Consider the following 19,848-nt stretch of genomic DNA (forward strand, 5'->3'; position numbering starts at 1 on the left):
ACACAGTATGAGCGGTGTCGGCGTTCTCGACAAGGCGGTGGTCATCCTGGCCGCCTGCGTGGATGGCGCCAGCCTGGCCGAACTCGTTGAACGCACCAAGCTGCCCCGGGCCACCGCACATCGCCTGGCCCAGGCCCTGGAGATCCATCGAATGCTGGTCCGCGACACCCAGGGCAGGTGGCGACCCGGCCCCCGCCTGGGCGAGCTGGCCAACGCCGCACCGGACGTTCTGCTGACCGCAGCCGAGCCACTGCTGGCCGCGCTGCGCGACGCCACCGGTGAGAGCGCACAGCTCTACCTCCGCCGCGCGGACGAGCGGATCTGCGTGGCGGCGGCCGAGCGCGCCAGCGGCCTCCGGGACACCGTCCCGGTCGGTTCGGTGCTGCCGATGACGGCCGGCTCCGCGGCGCAGATCCTGCTCGCCTGGGAGCCACCGGAGGCGGTGATGCCGCTCCTGCCGCGCAGCAAGTTCACCGGCCGCACCCTCGCCGAGGTACGCCGCCGTGGCTGGGCGCAGAGCGTCGCCGAACGGGAGCCCGGTGTGGCCAGCGTCTCCGCCCCGATCCGCGACCGCACCGGCCGGGTCATCGCCTCGGTCAGCATCTCCGGTCCGATCGAGCGCCTGGGCCGCCGCCCCGGCGAACGCCACGCCATGGCCGTGGTGAGAGCCGGCCAACGCCTATCCGGCCTCTAACCCCCCACCCCTACCCTGCCCCCTGCCCCCTGCCCCACCCCCCTGGCCCCCGTTGATCAAGGGGTTTGCGTCAGCGCCCTCGGCGTGTCGTGACGCAAACCCCTTGATCACCGCAGCCGAAGGGGGTGGGTACGAGAAAGGCTCATCTCGCGGAAGCGAGATGAGCCTTTGGTTGTAGCCCCGACCGGATTCGAACCGGCGCTACCGCCTTGAGAGGGCGGCGTCCTGGGCCACTAGACGACGGGGCCAGAACTTTTCCGTTCACCACCCTCGCGGGCGGTACGACTGTAGTCTAGCGGCACCGTACCCGGGCACGAGCGCGGGGCCTCCCGGCGCACCCGAGCACCGAACTGCGGACACGAAACAGCCCGCCTCACCAGGTGAGACGGGCTGTGCACACTGTAGCCCCGACCGGATTCGAACCGGCGCTACCGCCTTGAGAGGGCGGCGTCCTGGGCCACTAGACGACGGGGCCAGGAAAACTTTTGCTCCCCCACCTCAGCGGCGGAGGAGCTGCACTCTTCCGAAGACCACTCCGCCCCCGGAGGGGCGGAGTCGAACTCCGTCAGAATCCAGCGTCTGGACATTCTCGCGAATTCCAGCAGCGCTGGGGTACCAGGACTCGAACCTAGACTAACTGAACCAGAATCAGTCGGGCTGCCAATTACCCCATACCCCATTGGCCCCTTGCGGCGCCGGGGGTGAACTTTACCCTCCCGGTGCCAGCAGGCCAAATCCGATCCCCCCGAACCACCCGTGAGCTGCGGAAACAGGGGCATCAGACGGCTCAGGCGACGGGAACCACCGGGTTGGTGAGCTCGCCGATGCCGTCGATCCGCACGGTGACCGTATCCCCTTCGAGAAGCGGGCTAACCCCGGCCGGAGTGCCGGTGAGAACGACGTCGCCGGGCAGCAGGGTCATCACGTGCGAGATGTACGACACCAGACCCGGCACGTCGAAGACCATGTCCTTCGTCCGGCCGAGCTGGCGTACCTCCATCTCCTCCGGGTTGCGACCCACCTCACAGCGGATCTCCAGGTCGGAGACGTCCAGCCCGGTGGTGATCCACGGGCCGATGGGGCAGAACGAGTCGAAGCCCTTGGCCCGGGTCCACTGGTTGTCCGAACGCTGGAGGTCCCGAGCGGTGACGTCGTTGGCGCAGGTGTAGCCGAAGATGGCGCGTTCGGCGGCGGCCCGGTCGGCGCGGCGCGCGCCCGGCGCCCCGATCACGACCGCCAGCTCCGCCTCGTGCTCGACCTGCTTGGAGAAGATCGGCAGTCGGATGGCGTCGCGCGGGCCGATCACCGAGGTGGACGGCTTGAGGAAGAGCAGCGGCTCCTTGGGCACCTCGTTGCCGAGCTCGGCGGCGTGGTCGGCGTAGTTGCGACCGACGCAGACGACCTTGCTGGGCAGGATCGGCGAGAGCAGCCGGACGTCGGAGAGGGCCCAGCGGGCCCCACTGAAGGTGAGTTGGCCGAACGGGTGGCCCTCGATCTCGGCGATGGTCAGGCCCTGCGGCCCGGCCTCCGCTTCGCCTTCGACGGCACCGAACGACATTCCCTTGGCATGGGCAAAACGAGCGATACGCACCCGGACAATCTAGCCCCGCCGACCCCCCGACCGGCCAGGACCGGCGGCCGGGTGTGCTCAACCCGTCACCGCGCGGCACCTTAGCGGAGCTGGAGGTGAGTGGGGCGGACTTCTCGACTTCGTACCCGCACGGTGGCGGCTCGCCCCTAGCGTCGGCTCCGGAGGTTCGTTCGTATGCCTGCATCGACACGACACCACAGAGCCCTCGCAGTGTTCGTGCACTGCCTCGGCATCCTCGCCGCCGTGCCGGCCCTGCCGACGGCGGCCCCGGAGGCGGCGGCCGCGCCACGACCACCGGCCGTCACGCCACAACCAACGGCCGCCGCACCACTGGCACCGGCCGGCGCACCAGCACCGACGGGGGCCGCACCAGGACCAGTGGTCACCCGGCCACCGGTGGCGATGGTCGCCCGGGTGACCGAGCCCACCCCGCCGTCCGCGCCACCGGCGATCGCACCGCCGTCCCGAGCGCCGGCATCAGCGCCCGCGCAACAGGTCACCGTCGCTGTCGCCACGGAGACCAGCCCGGCACCGAGGTACCGGATCCAGGTGCGCAACGTGAGCAACTCGCCGCTGGAGACCACCGTGCGTCAGGAACTGCCGCCGGGCTCGTCGACGACAGCGATCAGCGGTGGTGGCCGTTCCACCCCGGCCGGCGGGTCGACCACCGAGGTGACCTGGCGGTTGCGGCTGCCCGCACACAGCACCACCACGCTGGGCACCGCGCTCGCCGCGACCGCGCCGGGCCGCCCGCTGACCGCGCCGACCTGCGCGTTCACCAGCGATGGCAGCCGACCGTACGACTGCGCCTCGGCGACCTGGCAGGCGGCAGCCGCGCCGGCAGCCGAGGTGACCGAGGCACCGCCGTGGCGTCGCTACCCGGTGCTGCTCGCCGGGCTGGCGGTTCTGCTGGTGATCAGCGCCGCCCTGGTGTGGGTGTGGCGACGTCGGCGCGGGCGTCGGGTGACAGCCGCCGCACTCTCCACCGGCGGCGGGGCCGAGGGTGGCCGCGGGACCGTCTATCCCCGGCCGGCAGCCCCGAGCCCGGTGCGGCGTCGGCGTACCCCGCCGGTCTGGGTGTTGGTGGGTGCCGCCGTCGTGGCGCTGGCCGCCGTGGTCGGCACCGCGGGGTGGACGGCGACCCGGCAGGTAGCGTCGATCGACACGCAGAAGCAACCGACGAGCGGCGCGTGGGTGGGCTCCGCGGTGACCGGGTCGCTGGGCGTGCCGTTGCGCGAGTCGGCGTTCGAGTTCACCGTGTACCGGATGACCTGCGGCGCGCCGGGCACCGCCGGGAAGGCCGCAGGCGGCGGTGCCGCACCGTCCAACGGTCGACGCTGCGAGGCCACCGTGGGCGTGCGCAACGTCACCGGCGACCACCAGCCGTGGCACAGCGAGCTGCAACGGGCGTACCTGCCGGGCGGCCGCTGGGTGAGCACCGACGAGTTGGCCACCCGGTCGGCGAACCTGGGTCGGGACGTCTTCGCCGACCCGATGGCGGCGGGCACCCGGATGGTGTTCCCGCTCGTCTTCACCGTCGACGGTCGGGACCCGCCCCGGCAGTTGGAGCTGCGCAGCGGGGTGTTCTCCGCGGGCGTCCGGGTGCAGATGCCCTGACCGGCGTGCGGGGCGGCGGTCGTACCCTGGGGTGCGTGACCGCCGCCCTCGCCCCCGCCGTGCTCGACGTGGCGCAGTGGCAGGCCCGCCGGCGGGCCCACGAGGAGCGGGTGGACGTCTGGCTGACCCCGCACCTGGCCCGGCGGCGACGCGGTGAGCGGCATCCGGTGGCCGACTTCCTGTTCACCTACTACTCGCACCGTCCGGCCCAGCTGCGTCGCTGGCATCCGGGGCCCGGTGTCGAGCTGCGGGACGCCGATCCGGCCGAGTTCGGCCGCGACTACCGCGCCGGCACCGCCGGGGTCACCCTCGACACCGAGGGGGTACGCGGGCGCCGCGGCGAGTCGATCGCGTGGATCCGTTCCCTGCTGGCGGCGACGCGGGAACGGGCCCCGCACTTCGGCTGCTTCGGGATGCACGAGTGGGCGATGGTCTACCGGCAGACCCGGGAGGAGCTGCGGCACAACGCCTGGCCGCTGCGGCTGAGCGCGGAACGCACCGCCGAGGTCGTCGAGGAGCGCGGCGTGCGGTGCAGCCACTTCGACGCGTTCCGGTTCTTCACTCCGCCGGCCCGCCCGTTGAACCTGCTCAACCCGACCCGGGAGACGCAGCACGCGAACGAGCAGCCGGGCTGCCTGCACGCCAACATGGATCTGTACAAGTGGGCGTACAAGTTGTCCCCGCTGGTCCCCTCTGAGTTGGTGGCCGACACCTTCGATCTGGCCCGGGACATCCGCACGCTCGACATGCGGGCCAGCCCGTACGACCTGGCGGCACTCGGCTACCCGCCGGTGCGGGTGGAGACCTCGGACGGCCGGGCCGAGTACGCGGCGGCGCAGCGCGGGTTCGCCGAGCGGGCCGGGGTGCTGCGCGACCGGTTGCTCGCCGCCGTCCCGGACTAGCGCGCTCTAGTCGTCGTCGGCGCGGCGGTCCCGCTTGCGCTGGGACTGGCGCTTCTTCTCGGCGAGCCGGCGTTCCTTGGCCCCCCGGGACGGGCGGGTCGCTCGGCGGGCGGGCGGTGGGGGCGCCGCGGCCTCGCGCAGCAGGGCCGTCATCCGTGCCCGGGCCGCCTCCCGGTTGGCCAGTTGGGCCCGGTGTTCGCTGGCGGCGATCGTCAGGACCCCGTCGACGAGGCGGTTGGCCAGCCGGGCCAGCGCCCGCGGCCGCAGCCACTCGGGCACGCTTGGGGAGTTGGCCAGGTCGTAGCTCAGCTCGACCCGGGAGTCAGCGGTGTTCACGCCCTGCCCGCCCGGCCCCGACGAGCGGGAGAAGCGCTCCCGTAGCTCTCCGGCGGGGACGACCCACCGGTCGGTCACCCGCAGTCCGTCGTCCACGCCCCGAGGCTAACCCGCGACGAGCCGCCGAGGGTCATCGGTGCGCGGGCTCACTCCGCGTCGGGGACTGGCTGGGCGCCGGTCCGGCGGTCTCCTCGTCGGAGCCGACGGCCGCGTACGCCACCGCGCCGAAGAGCAGCACCCCGATCACCGCGGCCTTCACGGCGACACCGCGGATCAGCGACCAGGCGCCCCGGCGGGCACCTGGCACCGATTTCCTGACGGTCTGGTAATCGTTCCACCCTCGTCGTGCCCGGGCGTACGCAGACCCCACTGCACATCCGATGATCAGGCCCACCAGCAGGAGGACCGTGAGAAGAGGACGCTCCACCTCCGCCAGTATCCATACGGAGCGTAATATTTCCATGGTCCAATGCCGTCCGGCCGGATATCTGACAGTGGCAGCCCCGGTTCGGGGCGTTCGAGCAGCTCAGCCACCCTTGCCGATGATCGTGTCCGCGGTCTGCTGCACCTGGTCGATCGGGATGGCGAACCCGATGCCGATCGAGCCGTTTCCGTCGATGGTGGCGATGGCGGTGTTCACTCCGACCACCTCGCCGCGCGCGTTGACGAGTGGCCCTCCGGAGTTGCCGGGGTTGATGGACGCGTCGGTCTGCACCGCCGTGTGCCGGTTGTTGCCGAGGCGCACCTGCCGGTCCAGCGCGCTGACGATGCCGGCGGTGACAGTCCCGGCCAGACCGAGTGGCGAACCCACAGCGAGCACCGGTTCACCGACGCGGGTGGCGCCCGGCTTGGCCAGGGGCAGCGGGGTGAGACCGGCCGATGCCGGTACCTTCAGCACCGCCAGGTCGCTGCGCGGTTCCCGTCCGACCACCTGGGCGGCGAACCGGCGGCCGTCGGGCAGTTCCACTGTCACCGGCCCGCCGCCCGCCTTGGCCAGAATGTGGTCGTTGGTGATCAGATGCTGTTGGTCGTCCACGGCGAAGCCGGAGCCGGTAGCCGACCCGCTCGTCGCGGACCCGCTCGTCGCGGACCCGCTCGTCGTGCCCCCGGCCAGCACCGACACCACACCGGGAACGGTCCGCTCGGCCGCGGTGACCAGTTCGGCGGGCACCGGGGCGGCGGACGCCGCAGCCGGGCCAGCGGCCCCGTCCCGGCTGGCGACCACACCACCGGCGAGGGCACCGGAGACGGCCGAGACCGCCACCACGCCCAGTACGGCGAGCAGCCGCCCGGGTCGCCGTCCGCCCGGGTCGCGCTCGGGCGCGTCCCACCACCCGCGCCCGTCCGGGTCGAGTTCCGGCGAGATGAACCAGGGACCGCGCGGTTCGCCCAGTCCGGTCTGCACTGCCATGCGTACTCCTCACTGTCGACGTCGGGTGGTGCGCGAAGGTCAGGGCAGTCGGGAGAACCAGCGCATCGAGCCTGCGGCGGCGCCCATGGCGAACACCAGTCCGAGGCCGATGAACCGGGCCGACACGTCCTGCCGCTCGGTGCGGTAGCCGACCGAGCTGCCGATGTCGTCGTAGACGGCGCGCAGCTCGTCGGTGGTGCTGGCCTCGTGGAACATGCCGCCGGTCTCCTCGGCGACCTCCTTGAGGGTCTGGCCGTCCACCGGCACCTGGATCGGCCGGCCACCACGGTCGACGAACCCGGACGGGGTGCCGAACGAGATCGAGTGGACCGGCACCTCCGCCTTCACCGCTTCCGCGGCGGCCTCCATCGGGTCCATCCCGGAGGTGTTGGCGCCGTCGGAGAGCAGGATGATCCGGGCCGGCGGGGTCTCCTTCGCGGCGTTGCTGTCCAGGCTCTTGACCGCGCCGAGTGAGGTGTTGATGGCCTCGCCGATCGCGGTGCCCTGCACTCCGGTGATGCCCTCGGCGAGCCTGGTGATCCCCTCGTCGAGGGCGCCACGGTCGGTTCCCGGGGGCACCAGCACGGCGGCGCTGCCGGCGAACGCCACGAGGCCCACGTTGAATTCGTCGGGCAGGCCCTCGACGAACCGCCGGGCGGCCTCCTTCGCCGCGGCCAACCGGTCCGGTTCGACGTCGGTGGCGAGCATCGACGTGGAAACGTCCACCGCCACCATCACCGTGGCCCGTTCCCGGGGCACCCGGACCTCGGCGCTCGGGCGGGCGAAGCCGACCACGAGCAGCGCCAGCATGGCCAGGAAGAGCCCGGCCGGTACGTGCCGACGCCACGCGGGTCGCTGCGGCGCCACCCGGTCCAGCAGTCGCAGGTTGGTGAAGCGGACCGCGTACCGGCTGCGTCGCCGTTGCATCACCAGGTACGTGACGACGAGTGCGAGCACGCCGAGCAGCAGCCAGAGGCGCAGCGGCGACTCCCAGATCACGCGGCACCCCCCAGGTGCTGGCGGGCCGGCGCGGCGGCCAACCGACGCTGGGCGTGCACGTGCCGGACGATGTCCGCGCTCCAGTCGCCGTCGGTGCGCAGCGCCAGGTGGGTGGCCCCACTGCGGCGCAACGCCTGGTGAACCTGTTCGCGCTGGGCGGCGGCGGCCTCGGCGTACCGCTCGCGCAGCCCACGGTCCGATGTGCACACCTCGCGGTGCCGGCCGGTCTCCGGGTCGACGAGCGTGATCAGGCCGACGTCCGGCAGTTCCAGCTCACGCGGGTCGGTCACCTCGATCGCCAGCACCTGGTGTCGGACGGCCAGCCGGCGCAGGGTCCGTTCCCAGGGCGCCGCCTGGCCGGGATCGTCGGGCAGTCCGTCGAGGAAGTCGGAGACCACCACGACCAGCCCGCGCCGGTTGGCGATCCGGTGCAGCGCGTCGAGGCCGTCGGCCAGGTCGGGAGGTCGGGCCTCCGGCCCGCGCCCCGGCCGGTCGGTGGGCGCGGTGGCGCGCGGGGCGGCGAGCAGCGCGCGGAGCAGGGCGAGCAGATGGGTACGCCCGCTGCGGGCGGGGAAGCGGCGTACCCCGTCGGCGCGCAGCACCTGGGCACCGAGGCGGTTGCCGACGCCGGCGGTGAGGAAACCGACGGCCGCGACGGCGGCCACCGCCAGTTCCCGTTTGTCCAGCTCGGCGGTGCCGAACTCCATGCTGGCGCTGCCGTCGACGAGCAGCCAGGTGGTCAGTTCGCGGTCGGCGTCGACCTGCCTGACGTGTGGCACGGCGGTGCGTGCCGTCACCGCCCAGTCCATCCGGCGGACCTCGTCCTCGCCCGGCCGGTACTCACGACTGCCTGACGGTTCACTGCCCGGACCGGGCAGCAGACCGCGGTACTGGCCGTGCAGGAGGCCGTTCAGGCGGCGGGTGACAGTCAGTTCCAGCCGGCGCAGGCGCTGGTCGGGGGCCAGTTCGGCCAGACCGGGGTCGGCGGTCGTGGCGGTGGCGCGTCTCATGCCGCCGCCAGGTCAGGCGTCTGCTGCGGGTGTCCGGCGGCCAGCCGGGGTGGCGGCACGGCCTCGACGAGCCGCCGCACGACGCTCTCGGCCGACACCCCGTCGGCCACCGCGTCGAAGGAGAGCACCAGCCGGTGGGCGAGGACGTCGACGGCCAGCTCCCTGATGTCCTCGGGCAGCACGTATTCCCGCCCTCGCAGCAGGGCCTGGGCCCGGGCGGCCGCGACCAGGCCCAGGGTGGCCCGCGGACTGGCCCCGTACGCCAGCAGCGGGGCGATCTCGGGCAGCCCGAACCGGCTCGGGTCACGGGTGGCGAGGATCAGCCGCACCACGTACTCGGCCAACGCGTGGTGGACGAAGATCCGCTCGGCGTGGATCTGGAGGTCCCGCAGCCGCTGGGCGTCGAGCACCTGTCGCGGGGTGGGCCGGTCGGCGCTCATCCGGTAGAGGATGGCCAGCTCGTCGGCGTCGCTGGGGTAGTCGACCACCACCTTCATCAGGAACCGGTCCCGTTGCGCCTCCGGGAGCTGGTAGACCCCCTCGGACTCGATCGGGTTCTGGGTGGCCAGCACCAGGAACGGCTCCGGGACCGGCCAGCTGCGACCACCGATCGAGACCTGGCGTTCGGCCATCGCCTCCAGAAGCGCCGACTGCACCTTGGCGGGGGCCCTGTTGATCTCGTCGGCCAGCACCAGGTTGGCCATGATCGGGCCCAGCTCGATGTCGAAGGTCTCCTTCGACGCCCGATAGATGCGGGTGCCGACGATGTCGGAGGGCACCAGGTCCGGGGTGAACTGGATCCGGGAGAAGGTGCCGCCGACCACTGTCGCGAGGGTCTGCGCGGCAAGTGTCTTGGCCACGCCGGGCACCCCTTCGAGGAGGCAGTGTCCGTTGGCGACCAGGGCGGTGAGCAGGCGTTCGACGAGGCGATCCTGCCCGACGATCACGCGTTTGACCTCGAAGAGGGTCTGTTCCAGCTCGATGCCCGTCGGCTCCGGATCGACCGGGGTGGGCATGCTGGCCAGGGTGTCCGAGATGTCCGTCACGGTGCTTGCTTCCCGGGCAGACGCCCGACAAACGTCGGATTGTGCGGGGCGGACGACCCCGAAGTATCCCGAATAGGGATGAGCTGCACGGAAGGGTGACGACAGGCGCGAGCTGGCAGAGGTGGGCACAACTGGTTCGACCACTGGTACGCCGAACACGACACGGAGCGGCCCCCGCGCAACGAGGCGCGGGGGCCGGTCGCGATTCGGTCAGGGAGTGTGGGTGAGCAGGGTGAAGCCCAGGTTGGCCGGCGTACCGGCCGAGTTGCGGGTCTGCACGAAGACCGCGTTGGGCGTCAGCAGCCGCGGGGCGACCGAGACCTCACCGCCGGGCGGGATGCAGCAGGAGCCGGACAGGGAGAGGGTGGCCAGGAACGCACCAGCGGACACGTTGTAGCCGAAGATCACCTCGTACTCCCCGACGCCGTACTTGACCACGGTGCCGGCGCCGCGCGCCTTGGTGCCGTTGGAGTTGACGACGGTGTAGACGTTCGTGGCCACCAGTGGAGTGGCCGCATTCGCCTTCAGCGCGGCTTTCGCGATGCGCGCCGACTCGGCGCTCACCGGAGGCTGGGCGTTGGTGCCGCGGGCCGCCGGCTGGGCGGCTTCCTGCGGCGCCTTCGCCGACGGCTGGGCGATAGCGATGCCCCCGCCGGCGAGACTGAGCCCCAGGACGGCGAACGCGACCGCCGCCACCTTACGTCGGAAGGATGTTCTCATGACAGGTCCCCCTTGTGTGACCGTGTGAATTCGGCCGACCCGCGGGGCGGGACGGATGACTGCCAACAAATAGGCGTACGACGACAACTGGACGGGGTAAAGCTGCTTCGCTCACACCCGACGAGATTGATTTTCTAACAATCTGCATCCCCTCTGAGCTGCGGTTACTACTCAGAGTTGCGTCGTTTAAGCCAGATGGAACGTAGCACCGGAAAAAGCCGGCAGTCAATAGTTGATCTCGCTTTTTCGCGGTGTCAACCAGCCGTCAGACAATTGTGAAATGTGAGCGCGCCACCATTCACGAAATGGATTCGCCGGGCCCCACTAGGATCATCGCCGTGATCGTCGACGCTCCGCCCACGCGCCGGAACGCCCGGCTCGCAACGGTGCTCTGCTGGCTTGCCGTCGTACCCACAGCGCTCTGGGCAGTCGCCCGACTGCTCGGCCTGGACCGGGGGCCGTTGGTGCAGGCGCTCGCCTTCACGCCGTACGTCGCGGGCGTCAGCGTGCTGGTCCTGGCCCTCGCGCTCGCCCTGCGGCGCTGGTGGCCGGCGGCGGTCGCGGCAGTGGCGGCGGTGGCGTTGCTCGGCACCGTCACGCCTCGGGCGCTGGCCGGCCCACAGCCGACGGCGACCGGGCCGACAGTGCGGCTCCTCACCGCCAACCTGCTCGCCGGCGCCGGTGACGCGCGGACGCTCGTGGAACTGGTCCGCCGACACCAGGTGGACGTGCTCACCGTGCAGGAGTTCACCCCGGACGCGCAGGCCGCCCTGGATCAGCTCGGCCTCGACACCCTGCTGCCGCACCGGCAGCTCAACCCGGAGATCGGCACCGCCGGCTCCGGGCTGTACTCGCGGTGGCCGATCAGCGACGGCGGCGTCCGACACAACCTCGAGGGCTGGGGCTTCAACCAGGCGTACGCGACGGTCTCCGTCCCCGGTGGACCCCCGGTCCGCGTCGAGTCGGCCCACCCCTCGGCGCCGTACGCACTGGACCAGGTGGGCGCGTGGCGCGCCGACCTGACCGCTCAACCACCGGCCACCCCGGACGGTGGCCTGCGGATCCTCGCCGGAGACTTCAACGCGACACTCGACCACGGCCCACTGCGGGCCCTGCTGCGCACCGGTTACGTCGACGCCGCCGACGCCGCGGGGCGGGGCCTGACCGGCACCTGGGGTCCGTACGACGGCGACCTCATCCCGCCCGTCACCATCGACCACATCCTCGTCGACAAACGGATAGCGGTCCGCTCCGTACAGGTACTGAGCCTCCCCGGCAGCGACCACCGCCCAGTCCGAACCACCCTGACCCTCCCCTAGCCCCGCCTCTCCCCGCCCCTCCCCGCCTCCACCCCGCCTCCGCCCCGTCGATCTTGCACTTTCTGTCGTGGCATCAGCGACAAAAGCCGCAGAACGCCAACAGAAAGTGCAAGATCGCGGGAAAGAAGGGCGGGGGCGGGACGGGTGGGGTTTCGGGTTACACCGGGGTGGGGGCCAGGCCGTAGGTGAGGGCGTCCACGAGGGCGTGCCAGCTGGCTTCGACCACGTTGGGGTGGACGCCGACAGTGGTCCAGTCGCGGCCGTCGCCGTTCGAGGTCTCCAGCAGGACCCGGGTGACCGCGCCGGTGCCGTGACTGCCCTCCAGGATGCGCACCTTGTAGTCGGCAAGCTCGAAGTCGCGTAGCTGCGGATAGTGCCGCGCCAGCCCCACCCGCAGCGCCTCGTCGAGGGCGTTGACCGGGCCGTTGCCCTCGGCGGTGGCGATCACCCGTTCACCGCGAACCCGGATCTTGACGGTCGCCTCGGAGACCACCGCGCCGTCCTCGCGGTGCTCGACCAACACCCGGTACGACTCGAGCGTGAACGGTCGGGCCGGGCCACCCTCCGGCAGTTCGGAGCGGACCAGCAGCTCGAAGGACGCATCGGCCGCCTCGAAGGACCAACCACCAGCCTCCAACTCCTTGACCCGCTTGGTGACCCGGGTCAGCGCCTCCGGGCTGCCGGCCAGGTCCAGGCCCAGCTCACGACTCTTGAGCTCGACGCTGGCCCGACCGGCCATCTCGGTGATCAGGATCCGCATGTCGTTGCCCACCACCGACGGGTCCACGTGGTTGTAGAGCAACGGGTCGACCTTGATCGCGCTCGCGTGCAACCCCGCCTTGTGGGCGAAGGCAGCGGCCCCGGCGTACGCCTGGTGGGTGTCGGGGGCGATGTTGGCGATCTCGGCGATGGCGTGCGAGACCCGCACCATCTGCGCCAGGCAGCCCTCCGGTAGGACGGGCATGCCGAGCTTGAGTTCAAGGTTGGCGACGACAGCGAAGATGTCGGCGTTGCCGGGGCGTTCGCCGTACCCGTTGGCGGTGCCCTGCACGTGGCGGACGCCCGCCTCCACGGCGGCGATGGTGTTCGCCACCGCGCAGGAGGTGTCGTTCTGGGCGTGCATCCCGAGCAGCCCGGCGTCGATTCCCAGCCGGTCGGTCAGGTCGCGGATCACGGCGGTCACCTGCGACGGCAGCATGCCGCCGTTGGTGTCGCAGAGCACCATCCGTTCGGCGCCGGCGGCGAGCGCGGTCTGCACCACTGCCGCGCCGTACGCGGGGTCGTGCCGGTAGCCGTCGAAGAAATGTTCGCCGTCGACGAAGACCCGCCGGCCCTCGCGGACGAGGTGGCTCACGGTGTCGTGGATCATCGCGAGGTTCTCGGCGCCGGTGGTGCGTAGCGCACGCTCGACGTGCCGGGTGTCCGCCTTGGCGACCAGGGCCACCGCCGGTGTCTGCGCGTCCAGCAGGGCGCGCACCTGGGGGTCGTCCGCGACCTGGACTCCCACCTTGCGGGTGGCGCCGAACGCGACGAGCACGGCGTGCCGTAGGTCCAGCTCGGTGCGGGCTCTGCGGAAGAACTCGGTGTCCTTGGGCACCGCGCCCGGCCAGCCGCCCTCGATGAAGCCCACGCCGAACTCGTCGAGCAGCCGCGCCACGGCCAGCTTGTCGACCACCGAGTAGGTGAGCCCCTCGCGTTGGGCGCCGTCGCGCAACGTGGTGTCGAAGACCTGGAACGTCATCAGGATCCTTTCTCGGAGCAGCAACAAAAAGACCTCCCGCGGATGCGGGAGGTCTGCGCGCTCGGCAGAGGGGAGAGCCGGCGCGCTAGGTCGCAATAATCAGGGCGGTGCTGGTCACGGTGGCCACTCTGCCACCCCTCGGCTGCTTTTGGGAGGATCAATCCACATGGCGGGACAGTTACTGAGGGTTCGTTCACCCCGGACCGCCGCTCGTGATCGGCCTCACAAGCCACCAGGGCCCTCATCGGCAGGAACAGCCGTGCGGAAGCATCAGCAACGAATCCAGTGGCGGCCACCGTGCCGTCGGCAAGGGGGACCTGTGCTCACCGTCAGTGACCGCTTACCTGAGGCCCTCGCCGCCGAGGGGGTCTGACGATGGGCCTGGACGCGATCACGGCGGCCCTGCCCGCGTACGCCGCCGACATCGCCCTCAACCTGGGCTCCACCATGGCGAACCCGGCGTTGACACCGGCGCAGAGCTGGGGCACCGCGCTGGCCTGCGCGGTGACCTCCCGCAACCCGGTGGTGCTGCGGGAGATCGCGGCCGAGGCGCTCGGGCACCTCGGGCCGCAGGGCGTCGAGGCGGCCAAGGGCGCTGCGGCGATCATGGCGATGAACAACATCTACTACCGGGCCAAGCACCTGATCGGCGACGAGCAGTACGCCTCGATGCCGGCCCGCCTGCGGATGCGGATCATCGCGAGGCCGGGGGTGGACAAGGGTGACTTCGAGCTCTGGTGCCTCGCCGTGTCCGCCATCGCCGGCTGCGAGGTGTGCCTGGAGCTGCACGAGAAGAAGCTGCGTGCCAGCGGGTTCACCCCGGTGCAGCTGCACGAGGCCCTGCGGATCTCCGCCGTGGTGCACGCGGCGGCGGTCACCCTGGACGCCGAGGCCGCACTGGCCTGAGCGGGGACGAGCCGATGCCCGCACGTCGCGCCGTACCGCAACCCCTGGCTGCCGCCGTTTCCGGCCCCCGGCGGCCGGGTAGCTCCTGCGGTGAAGCACCCACCGACGCCGAGACGACCGGCGACAGTCAGGAGTGAACGGCATGGACAGGATCGATCCGCACGCCACCCACGCCGGGCCGGACCCGCTGCGCGGCGGCGACCAGGGCGCTGTGCCCGGCGGCGCGCCGGCCGGCACGTTCGACCCCTGGCGCTACCGGGACAACGCCGGCGTGGCCGATGCCGACCTGGTCGGCTACAAGGTCGAGGCCACCGACGGTGGCATCGGCAAGATCGACAGCGCCAGCCACGAGGTCGGCGGCAGCTACCTGGTCGTGGACACCGGGCCCTGGGTCTTCGGCAAGAAGGTGATGTTGCCGGCCGGCACCGTCAACCAGGTCGACCACGACCAGCGCACCGTCTCCATCGACCGGACCCGGGACCAGATCAAGGCCGCCCCCGAGTACGACGAGACGAGCCACAGCGACCCGAGCTACCGGGATGAGCTGGGCGGTTACTACGACGAGACCTACGGCGCGCTCCCGCCGGGCACCGCACGCTGACGGTTCGACCCGACGGCCGGTGGGACGTGGTCCCACCGGCCGTTACCGTGTGAACGTGGACGTCACCGAGAACAACCCCCAGCTCTCGCTCCCCGCCACCTTCAACTTCCGCGACGTCGGCGGCTACCTCGGCCACGACGACCGATCCATTCGTCGAGGCCGGCTCTACCGCTCCGACTCGCTGCACCGCCTCACCGAGCAGGACCGGGACGCGTTCGCCGCGATCGGCATCCGCACAGTCATCGACCTGCGCCGCCCCACCGAGGTGGAGCGGGACGGCCGGGTGCCGGCGTACCAGGGGCTGACCTACCGGCACATCCACCCGGAGCACGCCGACTGGGCGGGTACGCCGCACGAGGAGGGCGCGAGCCTGGCCCGCTACCTCGCGGACCGGTACGCGGACCTGGCCCAGACCGGCACCGCGGGGCTGGCCGAGGCCGTCGGGTTGATCGCCGACGCCGCCAACTCCCCGGTGGTGGTGCACTGCGTCGCCGGCAAGGACCGCACCGGCATCGTCTGCGCGCTCACCCTCGCCGTGCTCGGCGTCGACGACGACGACATCACCGCGGACTACGCGTTGAGCAGTGCGGCGTCGGCCCGTTACAGCGCCTGGTTGGCCTCCGTCAACCCGGGCGGCGGGGTGGATGTGCCGGCGCCGTTCCTCAGCTCACCCGCCGAGGCGATGCAGATCTTCCTGGACGAGCTGCGCGCGGGGCACGGCTCGGTCGAGGCGTACCTGCGCCACGCCGGGGTGACCGACGAGCAGCTCGCCGCGCTACGCGACCACCTGCTCGACGAGCCCACGGAGGCGGAACCCACCGACGGGTAGGACCGGCGGTGCCGGCCCGTCCGGGTGGACGGGCCGGCGCGCCGACGGAGGTCAGAAGACCCGCTGCACCCAGCCGTACGGGTCGGCCACCTTGCCCCGCTGGATGTCGACCAACTGCTGACGCAGAGCCATGGTGACCCGGCCGGGCTCGCCACCACCGATCAGGAACTCGCCGTCCGGGGAACGGACCCCACCGATCGGGGTGACCACCGCGGCGGTGCCGCAGGCGAACACCTCGCGCAGGCGACCGCTCGCGGCGTCGGCCTGCCAGTCGGCGAAGCTGACCGGCCGCTCCTCCACCGGGTGCCCGGCCGCGCCGGCCAGCGTGAGGACGGCGTCGCGGGTGATGCCCGGCAGGATCGTGCCGGTCAACGGCGGGGTGACCACTGTGCCGTCGTCGTAGACGAAGAAGACGTTCATGCCGCCCAGTTCGTCGACGAACCGGCGCTCCACCGCGTCCAGGAAGACCACCTGGTCGCAGCCGGCCTCGATGGCCTCGGCCTGGGCCGCCAGCGAAGCGGCATAGTTGCCGCCGCACTTGGCGGCGCCGGTGCCACCGGGCGCGGCGCGGGTGTAGTCCGGGGAGACCCAGACGGTGACGGGCTTGACGCCACCGGTGAAGTACGCCCCGACCGGTGAGGCGATCACCAGGTAGAGGTACTCGTTGGCCGGGCGGACGCCGAGGAAGACCTCGCTGGCGAACATGAACGGCCGCAGGTAGAGGCTGCCGTCCTCGCCGGTGGGGATCCACTCCCGGTCGATCTCGATGAGCTTGTGCAGCGAGTCGACGAACACCTCCGGCGGCAGCACCGGCATCGCCATCCGCTGCGCGGAGGTGGCGAAGCGGGCCGCATTGGCGTCCGGCCGGAACATCGTCACGCCACCGTCGGCCGTCCGGTACGCCTTGAGCCCCTCGAAGATCTCCTGCGCGTAGTGCAGGACAGCGCTGGCCGGGTCCATCGGGATCGGGCCTCGCGCCTCCACCCGGGCGTCGTACCAGCCCTTGCCGTCGGCGTAGCGGACGGTGACCATGTGGTCGGTGAAGACGCGGCCGAACCCGGGGTTGGCCATCAGGGCGCCCCGATCGGCGGCGGATACCGGCGCAACATTCGGACGGATCTCGAAGTCGAGCTTGTCACCACCGCTCATCGCGCTGACCTCCCTGCGGAACAACGGCATGCGGGACCGCACACCGACATGGCTGTGCCAGAAACTTACCCCGAACGGTCGTTCAGCCGGTAGGGCCGGTCCGGCGAGCCGGTCTGCCCCGGGGCGGACCGGCCCGGGGCCGGGTCGGGAGGATCAGGCTACGGCGTGGGCGGCGAGCCGGTCGCCGACCTCTTCGGTACGCAGCGTCACGCCCGGAACCCGGCTGGCCAGCTCGGCGGCGACCGCCGCGTTGACCCGCGCGGCGGACTCGCCGTGCCCGAGCTGCTCCAGCAGCAACGCGGCGGAGAGCACTGCGGCGACCGGGTCGGCGATGCCCTGCCCGGCGATGTCCGGAGCCGAGCCGTGCACCGGCTCGAACATCGAGGGGTACGCCCCCTCGGGGTTGATGCAGCCGCTGGCGGCCAGCCCGATGCCGCCGGTGACGGCCGCGGCGATGTCGGTGAGGATGTCGCCGAAGAGGTTGTCGGTGACCACCACGTCGTAGCGCTGCGGCTGGGTGACCAGGAACATGGCCGCGGCGTCGACGTGCTGGTACTCGGTGGCGATGTCCGGGTGCTCGGCGGCGACCGCGTCGAACGTGCGCGCCCACAGCGACCCGGCGTGGGTCAGCACGTTCGTCTTGTGCACGAGGGTGACCTTGCGCCGCTCCCGGCGGCCGGCGCGGGCGAACGCGTCGCGGATCACCCGCTCCACGCCGTGCCGGGTGTTCAGGCTCTCCTCCGTGGCGACCTCGGCCGGGGTGTCCCGGTGCAGGGAACCACCGGCACCCGCGTAGAGCCCCTCGGTGCCCTCGCGCACCACCACGAGGTCGACCTCGCCCGGCTTCACGGCGCCCAGCGGGCCGGCGACCCCGGGCCAGAGCCGGGACGGGCGCAGGTTGACGTACTGGTCGAAGGCGAAGCGGAGCTTGAGCAGCAGCCCTCGCTCCAGCACACCCGGCGGGACCGTCGGGTCACCGACCGCGCCGAGCAGAATCGCGTCGTGCCCGGCCAGCTCGGCCAGCACCGAGTCGGGCAGCACCTCTCCGGTACGGTGCCACCGGGCGGCTCCGAGGTCGTACTCGGTTGCCTGCACGTCGGGCAGCACCGCGTCGAGGACCTTGCGGGCCTGCGCGACCACCTCGGGCCCGATGCCGTCTCCGGCCACCACCGCGATCCGCGCCACGACCGCACTCCTCTGCTCAACGGTTCCGTTCCGGCAACGGTACGTCGCCGTCCCGCTTCCCGGTACGCCGCGTCCACGATTTGGGAAGCGGGAATGCACAGCACCCTCTCAGCTGGGACTCATGGGGCGGTCATCTCCGCTGCCTACGGTAGTGCTCAGTGGGTCGCGCGGGCCTGCTGACCAACGGGGCCGCGACGACGCGGCACCACGTGCGAGGGGGCGGATGCGATGCGCATCGACGAGCAGCCACGGACCCGCTGGCCGGACCCGTCCGCGTTCCGCAACCGCCGGCCGGACCTCCGCCTCGGCAGCCGCCGGCACCGGATCGACACGGCTGCCGCCATCGAGGGCCGGATCGCCGTGCAGCACACCGTACGCACCGCGACCGCCGAGTACACCCTGCTGCTCAACGCCCCCGAGTGGCTCGGCCGCCGGGGCGTGGGCGAGGCACTGCGGGACAGCGTCGCCGAGTTGCGCGCCATCGACCTCACCTACGGCCCCAACCGACCGGAGAGCCTGGTCTCCCGGCTGCGTCGGGGCGAGATCAGCCCGGAGTCGTACCCGCCGCTGGCCGACCTGGTGGACCGCTGCGCCGCGATGCGCGCGGCCACCGACGGGTGGTTCGACGCCTGGGCGGTGCCCGGCGGCTTCGACCCGGGCGGACTGCTCGGCGGTTGGGCGGTGGAACGCGCCGCGGAGCGCCTGCGCGCCGCCGGCATCCACGACTATGCCGTACTCGCCGGTGCTGACCTCGTCGTCCGGGGCCGCGCGCCGCACGGCGGGCCCTGGCGGGTCGCCGTGCACCACCCGACCGCGCCCGAGCGCGCGCCGCTGGTGCTGGAGATGACCGCCGGTGCGGTCGGCACCTCCGGGGTGACCGGGCGGCAGGGACACGTGGTGGACCCGCACACCGGCGAGCCGGCCGATCACCTCGTCGCCGCCACAGTGGTCGGCCCCGACCTGACGATCGCCGACGCCTACGCCACAGCGCTCTACGCCGCAGGCCCCACCGGCCTGGCGTGGTTCCGCGGCAACTCCGACTATCGCGCGCTCTTCGCACACCGTCGCTGAGCGAAACGTCAGCCCTCGGGCCCGGTCGGGCGGCGATCGGCCCCCACGGTCTCGGCAACGACAGTGGGGGCCGGTCAGCGACGAGTGCGCGTGGCTCGCACAACCGAGGGGTGCGGACCGGTCGGGCCGGACGTCGACCGCGCCACCCGAAGACGGGCCGGCGCCTCGAACTCGGCCAGTGACCGCAGTGCGTACGCTAGCGAATCGACGCAACTCGACGCAAGAGTCTCCACACCGGACCGTCATCACCGGAGGCTGCGAAGACCGGTGGTTCACCGGCGGCGAGGCAGTTTCGACATGGTGAACGGCGGATGGCACGCTATCCGCCGTGAGTTTCGATCTGAGCGTGTGGGCCCTGGAGGACGGGGCGACGCCCGAGGACGTGCGGACAGCGGTAAACGGTTGCCGGCAGGGACGGCACGTGGACCGCTACCCCGACCCGCGGGTGGTCAGCTTCTACCGGGCGATCACCGCCTCCTATCCGGACCGTCACCCCGGCCCGAACAGCCCGTGGGCGGTGGCGCCGCTGCACGCGGCCCACGACCATGTCGAGCTGAACCTGCACCCGACCTGCGCGGACCAGGTGCTCCTGGACATCGAGCGGTTGGCCGGCGAGCACGGGCTGATGCTGTTCGACCCGCAGGACGGCTCGGTCTACCCGCCGCCGGCGCGGCTGCCCGGCTGACCCCGGCGGCGTACGACAGGGAAATGACGAGGGGCC

The 19,848-nt window shown here is 71.9% G+C and carries 20 protein-coding genes and 3 tRNA genes; 9 read left to right on the forward strand and 14 right to left on the reverse strand.

What is annotated here, in order from left to right:
• Positions 1-7 precede the first annotated feature (7 nt).
• The gene (locus ABZ406_RS00550; protein WP_357754688.1) at positions 8-694 is read left to right on the forward strand and encodes an IclR family transcriptional regulator; all 687 of its coding nucleotides are present in this window, start codon (positions 8-10) and stop codon (positions 692-694) included.
• Positions 695-869: 175 nt separating this feature from the next.
• On the opposite strand, the gene ABZ406_RS00555 is transcribed toward ABZ406_RS00550, so the two are convergent.
• From ABZ406_RS00555 to ABZ406_RS00570, 4 genes are all read right to left on the reverse strand, one after another.
• Positions 870-942 (reverse strand) — tRNA-Glu (locus ABZ406_RS00555).
• 154 nt (positions 943-1,096) lie between these two features.
• A tRNA-Glu gene (locus ABZ406_RS00560) sits at positions 1,097-1,169 on the reverse strand.
• Positions 1,170-1,301: 132 nt separating this feature from the next.
• Positions 1,302-1,373, reverse strand: a tRNA-Gln gene (locus ABZ406_RS00565).
• Positions 1,374-1,481: 108 nt separating this feature from the next.
• Positions 1,482-2,285, reverse strand: coding sequence for a fumarylacetoacetate hydrolase family protein (locus ABZ406_RS00570; RefSeq protein WP_357754690.1), 804 nt, complete (start codon positions 2,283-2,285; stop codon positions 1,482-1,484).
• 174 nt (positions 2,286-2,459) lie between these two features.
• Here ABZ406_RS00570 and ABZ406_RS00575 point away from each other — a divergent pair, with 174 nt between their 5' ends.
• Together ABZ406_RS00575 and ABZ406_RS00580 are read left to right on the forward strand one after the other, a co-directional pair.
• On the forward strand, positions 2,460-3,902 hold the full coding sequence (locus tag ABZ406_RS00575) for a hypothetical protein (RefSeq protein WP_357754693.1): 1,443 nt from the start codon (positions 2,460-2,462) through the stop codon (positions 3,900-3,902).
• Positions 3,903-3,937: 35 nt separating this feature from the next.
• Positions 3,938-4,804: a 3-methyladenine DNA glycosylase gene (locus tag ABZ406_RS00580; RefSeq protein ID WP_357754695.1), complete on the forward strand. Its 867-nt coding sequence runs from the start codon at positions 3,938-3,940 to the stop codon at positions 4,802-4,804.
• A gap of 6 nt (positions 4,805-4,810) precedes the next feature.
• Here ABZ406_RS00580 and arfB read toward each other — a convergent pair whose 3' ends face one another.
• The 7 genes from arfB to ABZ406_RS00615 all read right to left on the reverse strand — a co-directional run bounded on the left by arfB (position 4,811) and on the right by ABZ406_RS00615 (position 10,326).
• Positions 4,811-5,236, reverse strand: a complete 426-nt coding sequence (gene arfB, locus ABZ406_RS00585) for an alternative ribosome rescue aminoacyl-tRNA hydrolase ArfB (RefSeq protein WP_357754697.1) — start codon at positions 5,234-5,236, stop codon at positions 4,811-4,813.
• 34 nt (positions 5,237-5,270) lie between these two features.
• Positions 5,271-5,447, reverse strand: a complete 177-nt coding sequence (locus ABZ406_RS00590; protein ID WP_357754700.1) for a hypothetical protein — start codon at positions 5,445-5,447, stop codon at positions 5,271-5,273.
• A 219-nt stretch (positions 5,448-5,666) separates the two neighbouring features.
• Positions 5,667-6,551: a trypsin-like peptidase domain-containing protein gene (locus tag ABZ406_RS00595; protein ID WP_357754703.1), complete on the reverse strand. Its 885-nt coding sequence runs from the start codon at positions 6,549-6,551 to the stop codon at positions 5,667-5,669.
• Between the two features lie 39 nt (positions 6,552-6,590).
• Entirely contained in the window at positions 6,591-7,550 is a 960-nt protein-coding gene (locus ABZ406_RS00600) for a VWA domain-containing protein (protein ID WP_357754707.1), read from the reverse strand.
• Positions 7,547-8,560 (reverse strand): DUF58 domain-containing protein, encoded by a 1,014-nt coding sequence (locus ABZ406_RS00605; protein WP_357754710.1) that lies wholly within the window; start codon positions 8,558-8,560, stop codon positions 7,547-7,549. The genes ABZ406_RS00600 and ABZ406_RS00605 overlap by 4 nt, the downstream gene beginning before the upstream one ends.
• Complete coding sequence (locus ABZ406_RS00610) at positions 8,557-9,606, reverse strand: MoxR family ATPase (RefSeq protein WP_357754712.1); 1,050 nt, start codon at positions 9,604-9,606, stop codon at positions 8,557-8,559. The genes ABZ406_RS00605 and ABZ406_RS00610 overlap by 4 nt, the downstream gene beginning before the upstream one ends.
• 210 nt (positions 9,607-9,816) lie before the next feature.
• Positions 9,817-10,326: a hypothetical protein gene (locus tag ABZ406_RS00615; protein WP_357754716.1), complete on the reverse strand. Its 510-nt coding sequence runs from the start codon at positions 10,324-10,326 to the stop codon at positions 9,817-9,819.
• Between the two features lie 386 nt (positions 10,327-10,712).
• Here ABZ406_RS00615 and ABZ406_RS00620 point away from each other — a divergent pair, with 386 nt between their 5' ends.
• The gene (locus ABZ406_RS00620; protein ID WP_357755452.1) at positions 10,713-11,645 is read left to right on the forward strand and encodes an endonuclease/exonuclease/phosphatase family protein; all 933 of its coding nucleotides are present in this window, start codon (positions 10,713-10,715) and stop codon (positions 11,643-11,645) included.
• 157 nt (positions 11,646-11,802) lie between these two features.
• On the opposite strand, the gene cimA is transcribed toward ABZ406_RS00620, so the two are convergent.
• Complete coding sequence (gene cimA, locus ABZ406_RS00625; RefSeq protein ID WP_357754719.1) at positions 11,803-13,386, reverse strand: citramalate synthase; 1,584 nt, start codon at positions 13,384-13,386, stop codon at positions 11,803-11,805.
• Positions 13,387-13,761: 375 nt separating this feature from the next.
• On the opposite strand from cimA, the gene ABZ406_RS00630 reads away from it, so the two are divergent.
• The 3 genes from ABZ406_RS00630 (at position 13,762) to ABZ406_RS00640 (ending at position 15,722) form a co-directional block, all read left to right on the forward strand.
• On the forward strand, positions 13,762-14,292 hold the full coding sequence (locus ABZ406_RS00630) for a carboxymuconolactone decarboxylase family protein (RefSeq protein WP_357754721.1): 531 nt from the start codon (positions 13,762-13,764) through the stop codon (positions 14,290-14,292).
• Positions 14,293-14,434: 142 nt separating this feature from the next.
• Positions 14,435-14,893 carry a PRC-barrel domain containing protein gene (locus ABZ406_RS00635; protein ID WP_357754724.1) on the forward strand — a complete coding sequence of 153 codons (459 nt, stop codon included), beginning with the start codon at positions 14,435-14,437 and terminating at the stop codon, positions 14,891-14,893.
• Between the two features lie 55 nt (positions 14,894-14,948).
• Positions 14,949-15,722, forward strand: coding sequence for a tyrosine-protein phosphatase (locus ABZ406_RS00640; protein WP_357754727.1), 774 nt, complete (start codon positions 14,949-14,951; stop codon positions 15,720-15,722).
• A 51-nt stretch (positions 15,723-15,773) separates the two neighbouring features.
• Here ABZ406_RS00640 and ABZ406_RS00645 read toward each other — a convergent pair whose 3' ends face one another.
• Positions 15,774-16,871: a branched-chain amino acid aminotransferase gene (locus ABZ406_RS00645; RefSeq protein ID WP_357754730.1), complete on the reverse strand. Its 1,098-nt coding sequence runs from the start codon at positions 16,869-16,871 to the stop codon at positions 15,774-15,776.
• A 153-nt stretch (positions 16,872-17,024) separates the two neighbouring features.
• Positions 17,025-18,056 (reverse strand): 3-isopropylmalate dehydrogenase, encoded by a 1,032-nt coding sequence (locus ABZ406_RS00650; protein ID WP_357754732.1) that lies wholly within the window; start codon positions 18,054-18,056, stop codon positions 17,025-17,027.
• 228 nt (positions 18,057-18,284) lie between these two features.
• Between ABZ406_RS00650 and ABZ406_RS00655 the strand changes: the two genes are divergently transcribed.
• Positions 18,285-19,127 (forward strand): FAD:protein FMN transferase, encoded by an 843-nt coding sequence (locus ABZ406_RS00655; RefSeq protein ID WP_357754734.1) that lies wholly within the window; start codon positions 18,285-18,287, stop codon positions 19,125-19,127.
• Between the two features lie 328 nt (positions 19,128-19,455).
• Positions 19,456-19,812, forward strand: coding sequence for a hypothetical protein (locus ABZ406_RS00660; RefSeq protein ID WP_091393184.1), 357 nt, complete (start codon positions 19,456-19,458; stop codon positions 19,810-19,812).
• Positions 19,813-19,848: the final 36 nt, after the last annotated feature.

Source organism: Micromonospora sp. NPDC005710 (assembly GCF_040630995.1).
In the GTDB taxonomy this organism is placed as follows: Bacteria; Actinomycetota; Actinomycetes; order Mycobacteriales; family Micromonosporaceae; genus Micromonospora.

Bases quoted from the DNA above. Each gene is read 5' to 3' on its own strand.
- ABZ406_RS00645 (WP_357754730.1), bottom strand. From the start codon at position 16,871: ATGAGCGGTGGTGACAAGCTCGACTTCGAGATCCGTCCGAATGTTGCG.
- ABZ406_RS00605 (WP_357754710.1), bottom strand. From the start codon at position 8,560: ATGAGACGCGCCACCGCCACGACCGCCGACCCCGGTCTGGCCGAACTG.
- ABZ406_RS00630 (WP_357754721.1), top strand. From the start codon at position 13,762: ATGGGCCTGGACGCGATCACGGCGGCCCTGCCCGCGTACGCCGCCGAC.
- ABZ406_RS00635 (WP_357754724.1), top strand. From the start codon at position 14,435: ATGGACAGGATCGATCCGCACGCCACCCACGCCGGGCCGGACCCGCTG.
- cimA (WP_357754719.1), bottom strand. From the start codon at position 13,386: ATGACGTTCCAGGTCTTCGACACCACGTTGCGCGACGGCGCCCAACGC.
- ABZ406_RS00615 (WP_357754716.1), bottom strand. From the start codon at position 10,326: ATGAGAACATCCTTCCGACGTAAGGTGGCGGCGGTCGCGTTCGCCGTC.
- ABZ406_RS00575 (WP_357754693.1), top strand. From the start codon at position 2,460: ATGCCTGCATCGACACGACACCACAGAGCCCTCGCAGTGTTCGTGCAC.
- ABZ406_RS00595 (WP_357754703.1), bottom strand. From the start codon at position 6,551: ATGGCAGTGCAGACCGGACTGGGCGAACCGCGCGGTCCCTGGTTCATC.
- ABZ406_RS00550 (WP_357754688.1), top strand. From the start codon at position 8: ATGAGCGGTGTCGGCGTTCTCGACAAGGCGGTGGTCATCCTGGCCGCC.
- ABZ406_RS00655 (WP_357754734.1), top strand. From the start codon at position 18,285: ATGCGCATCGACGAGCAGCCACGGACCCGCTGGCCGGACCCGTCCGCG.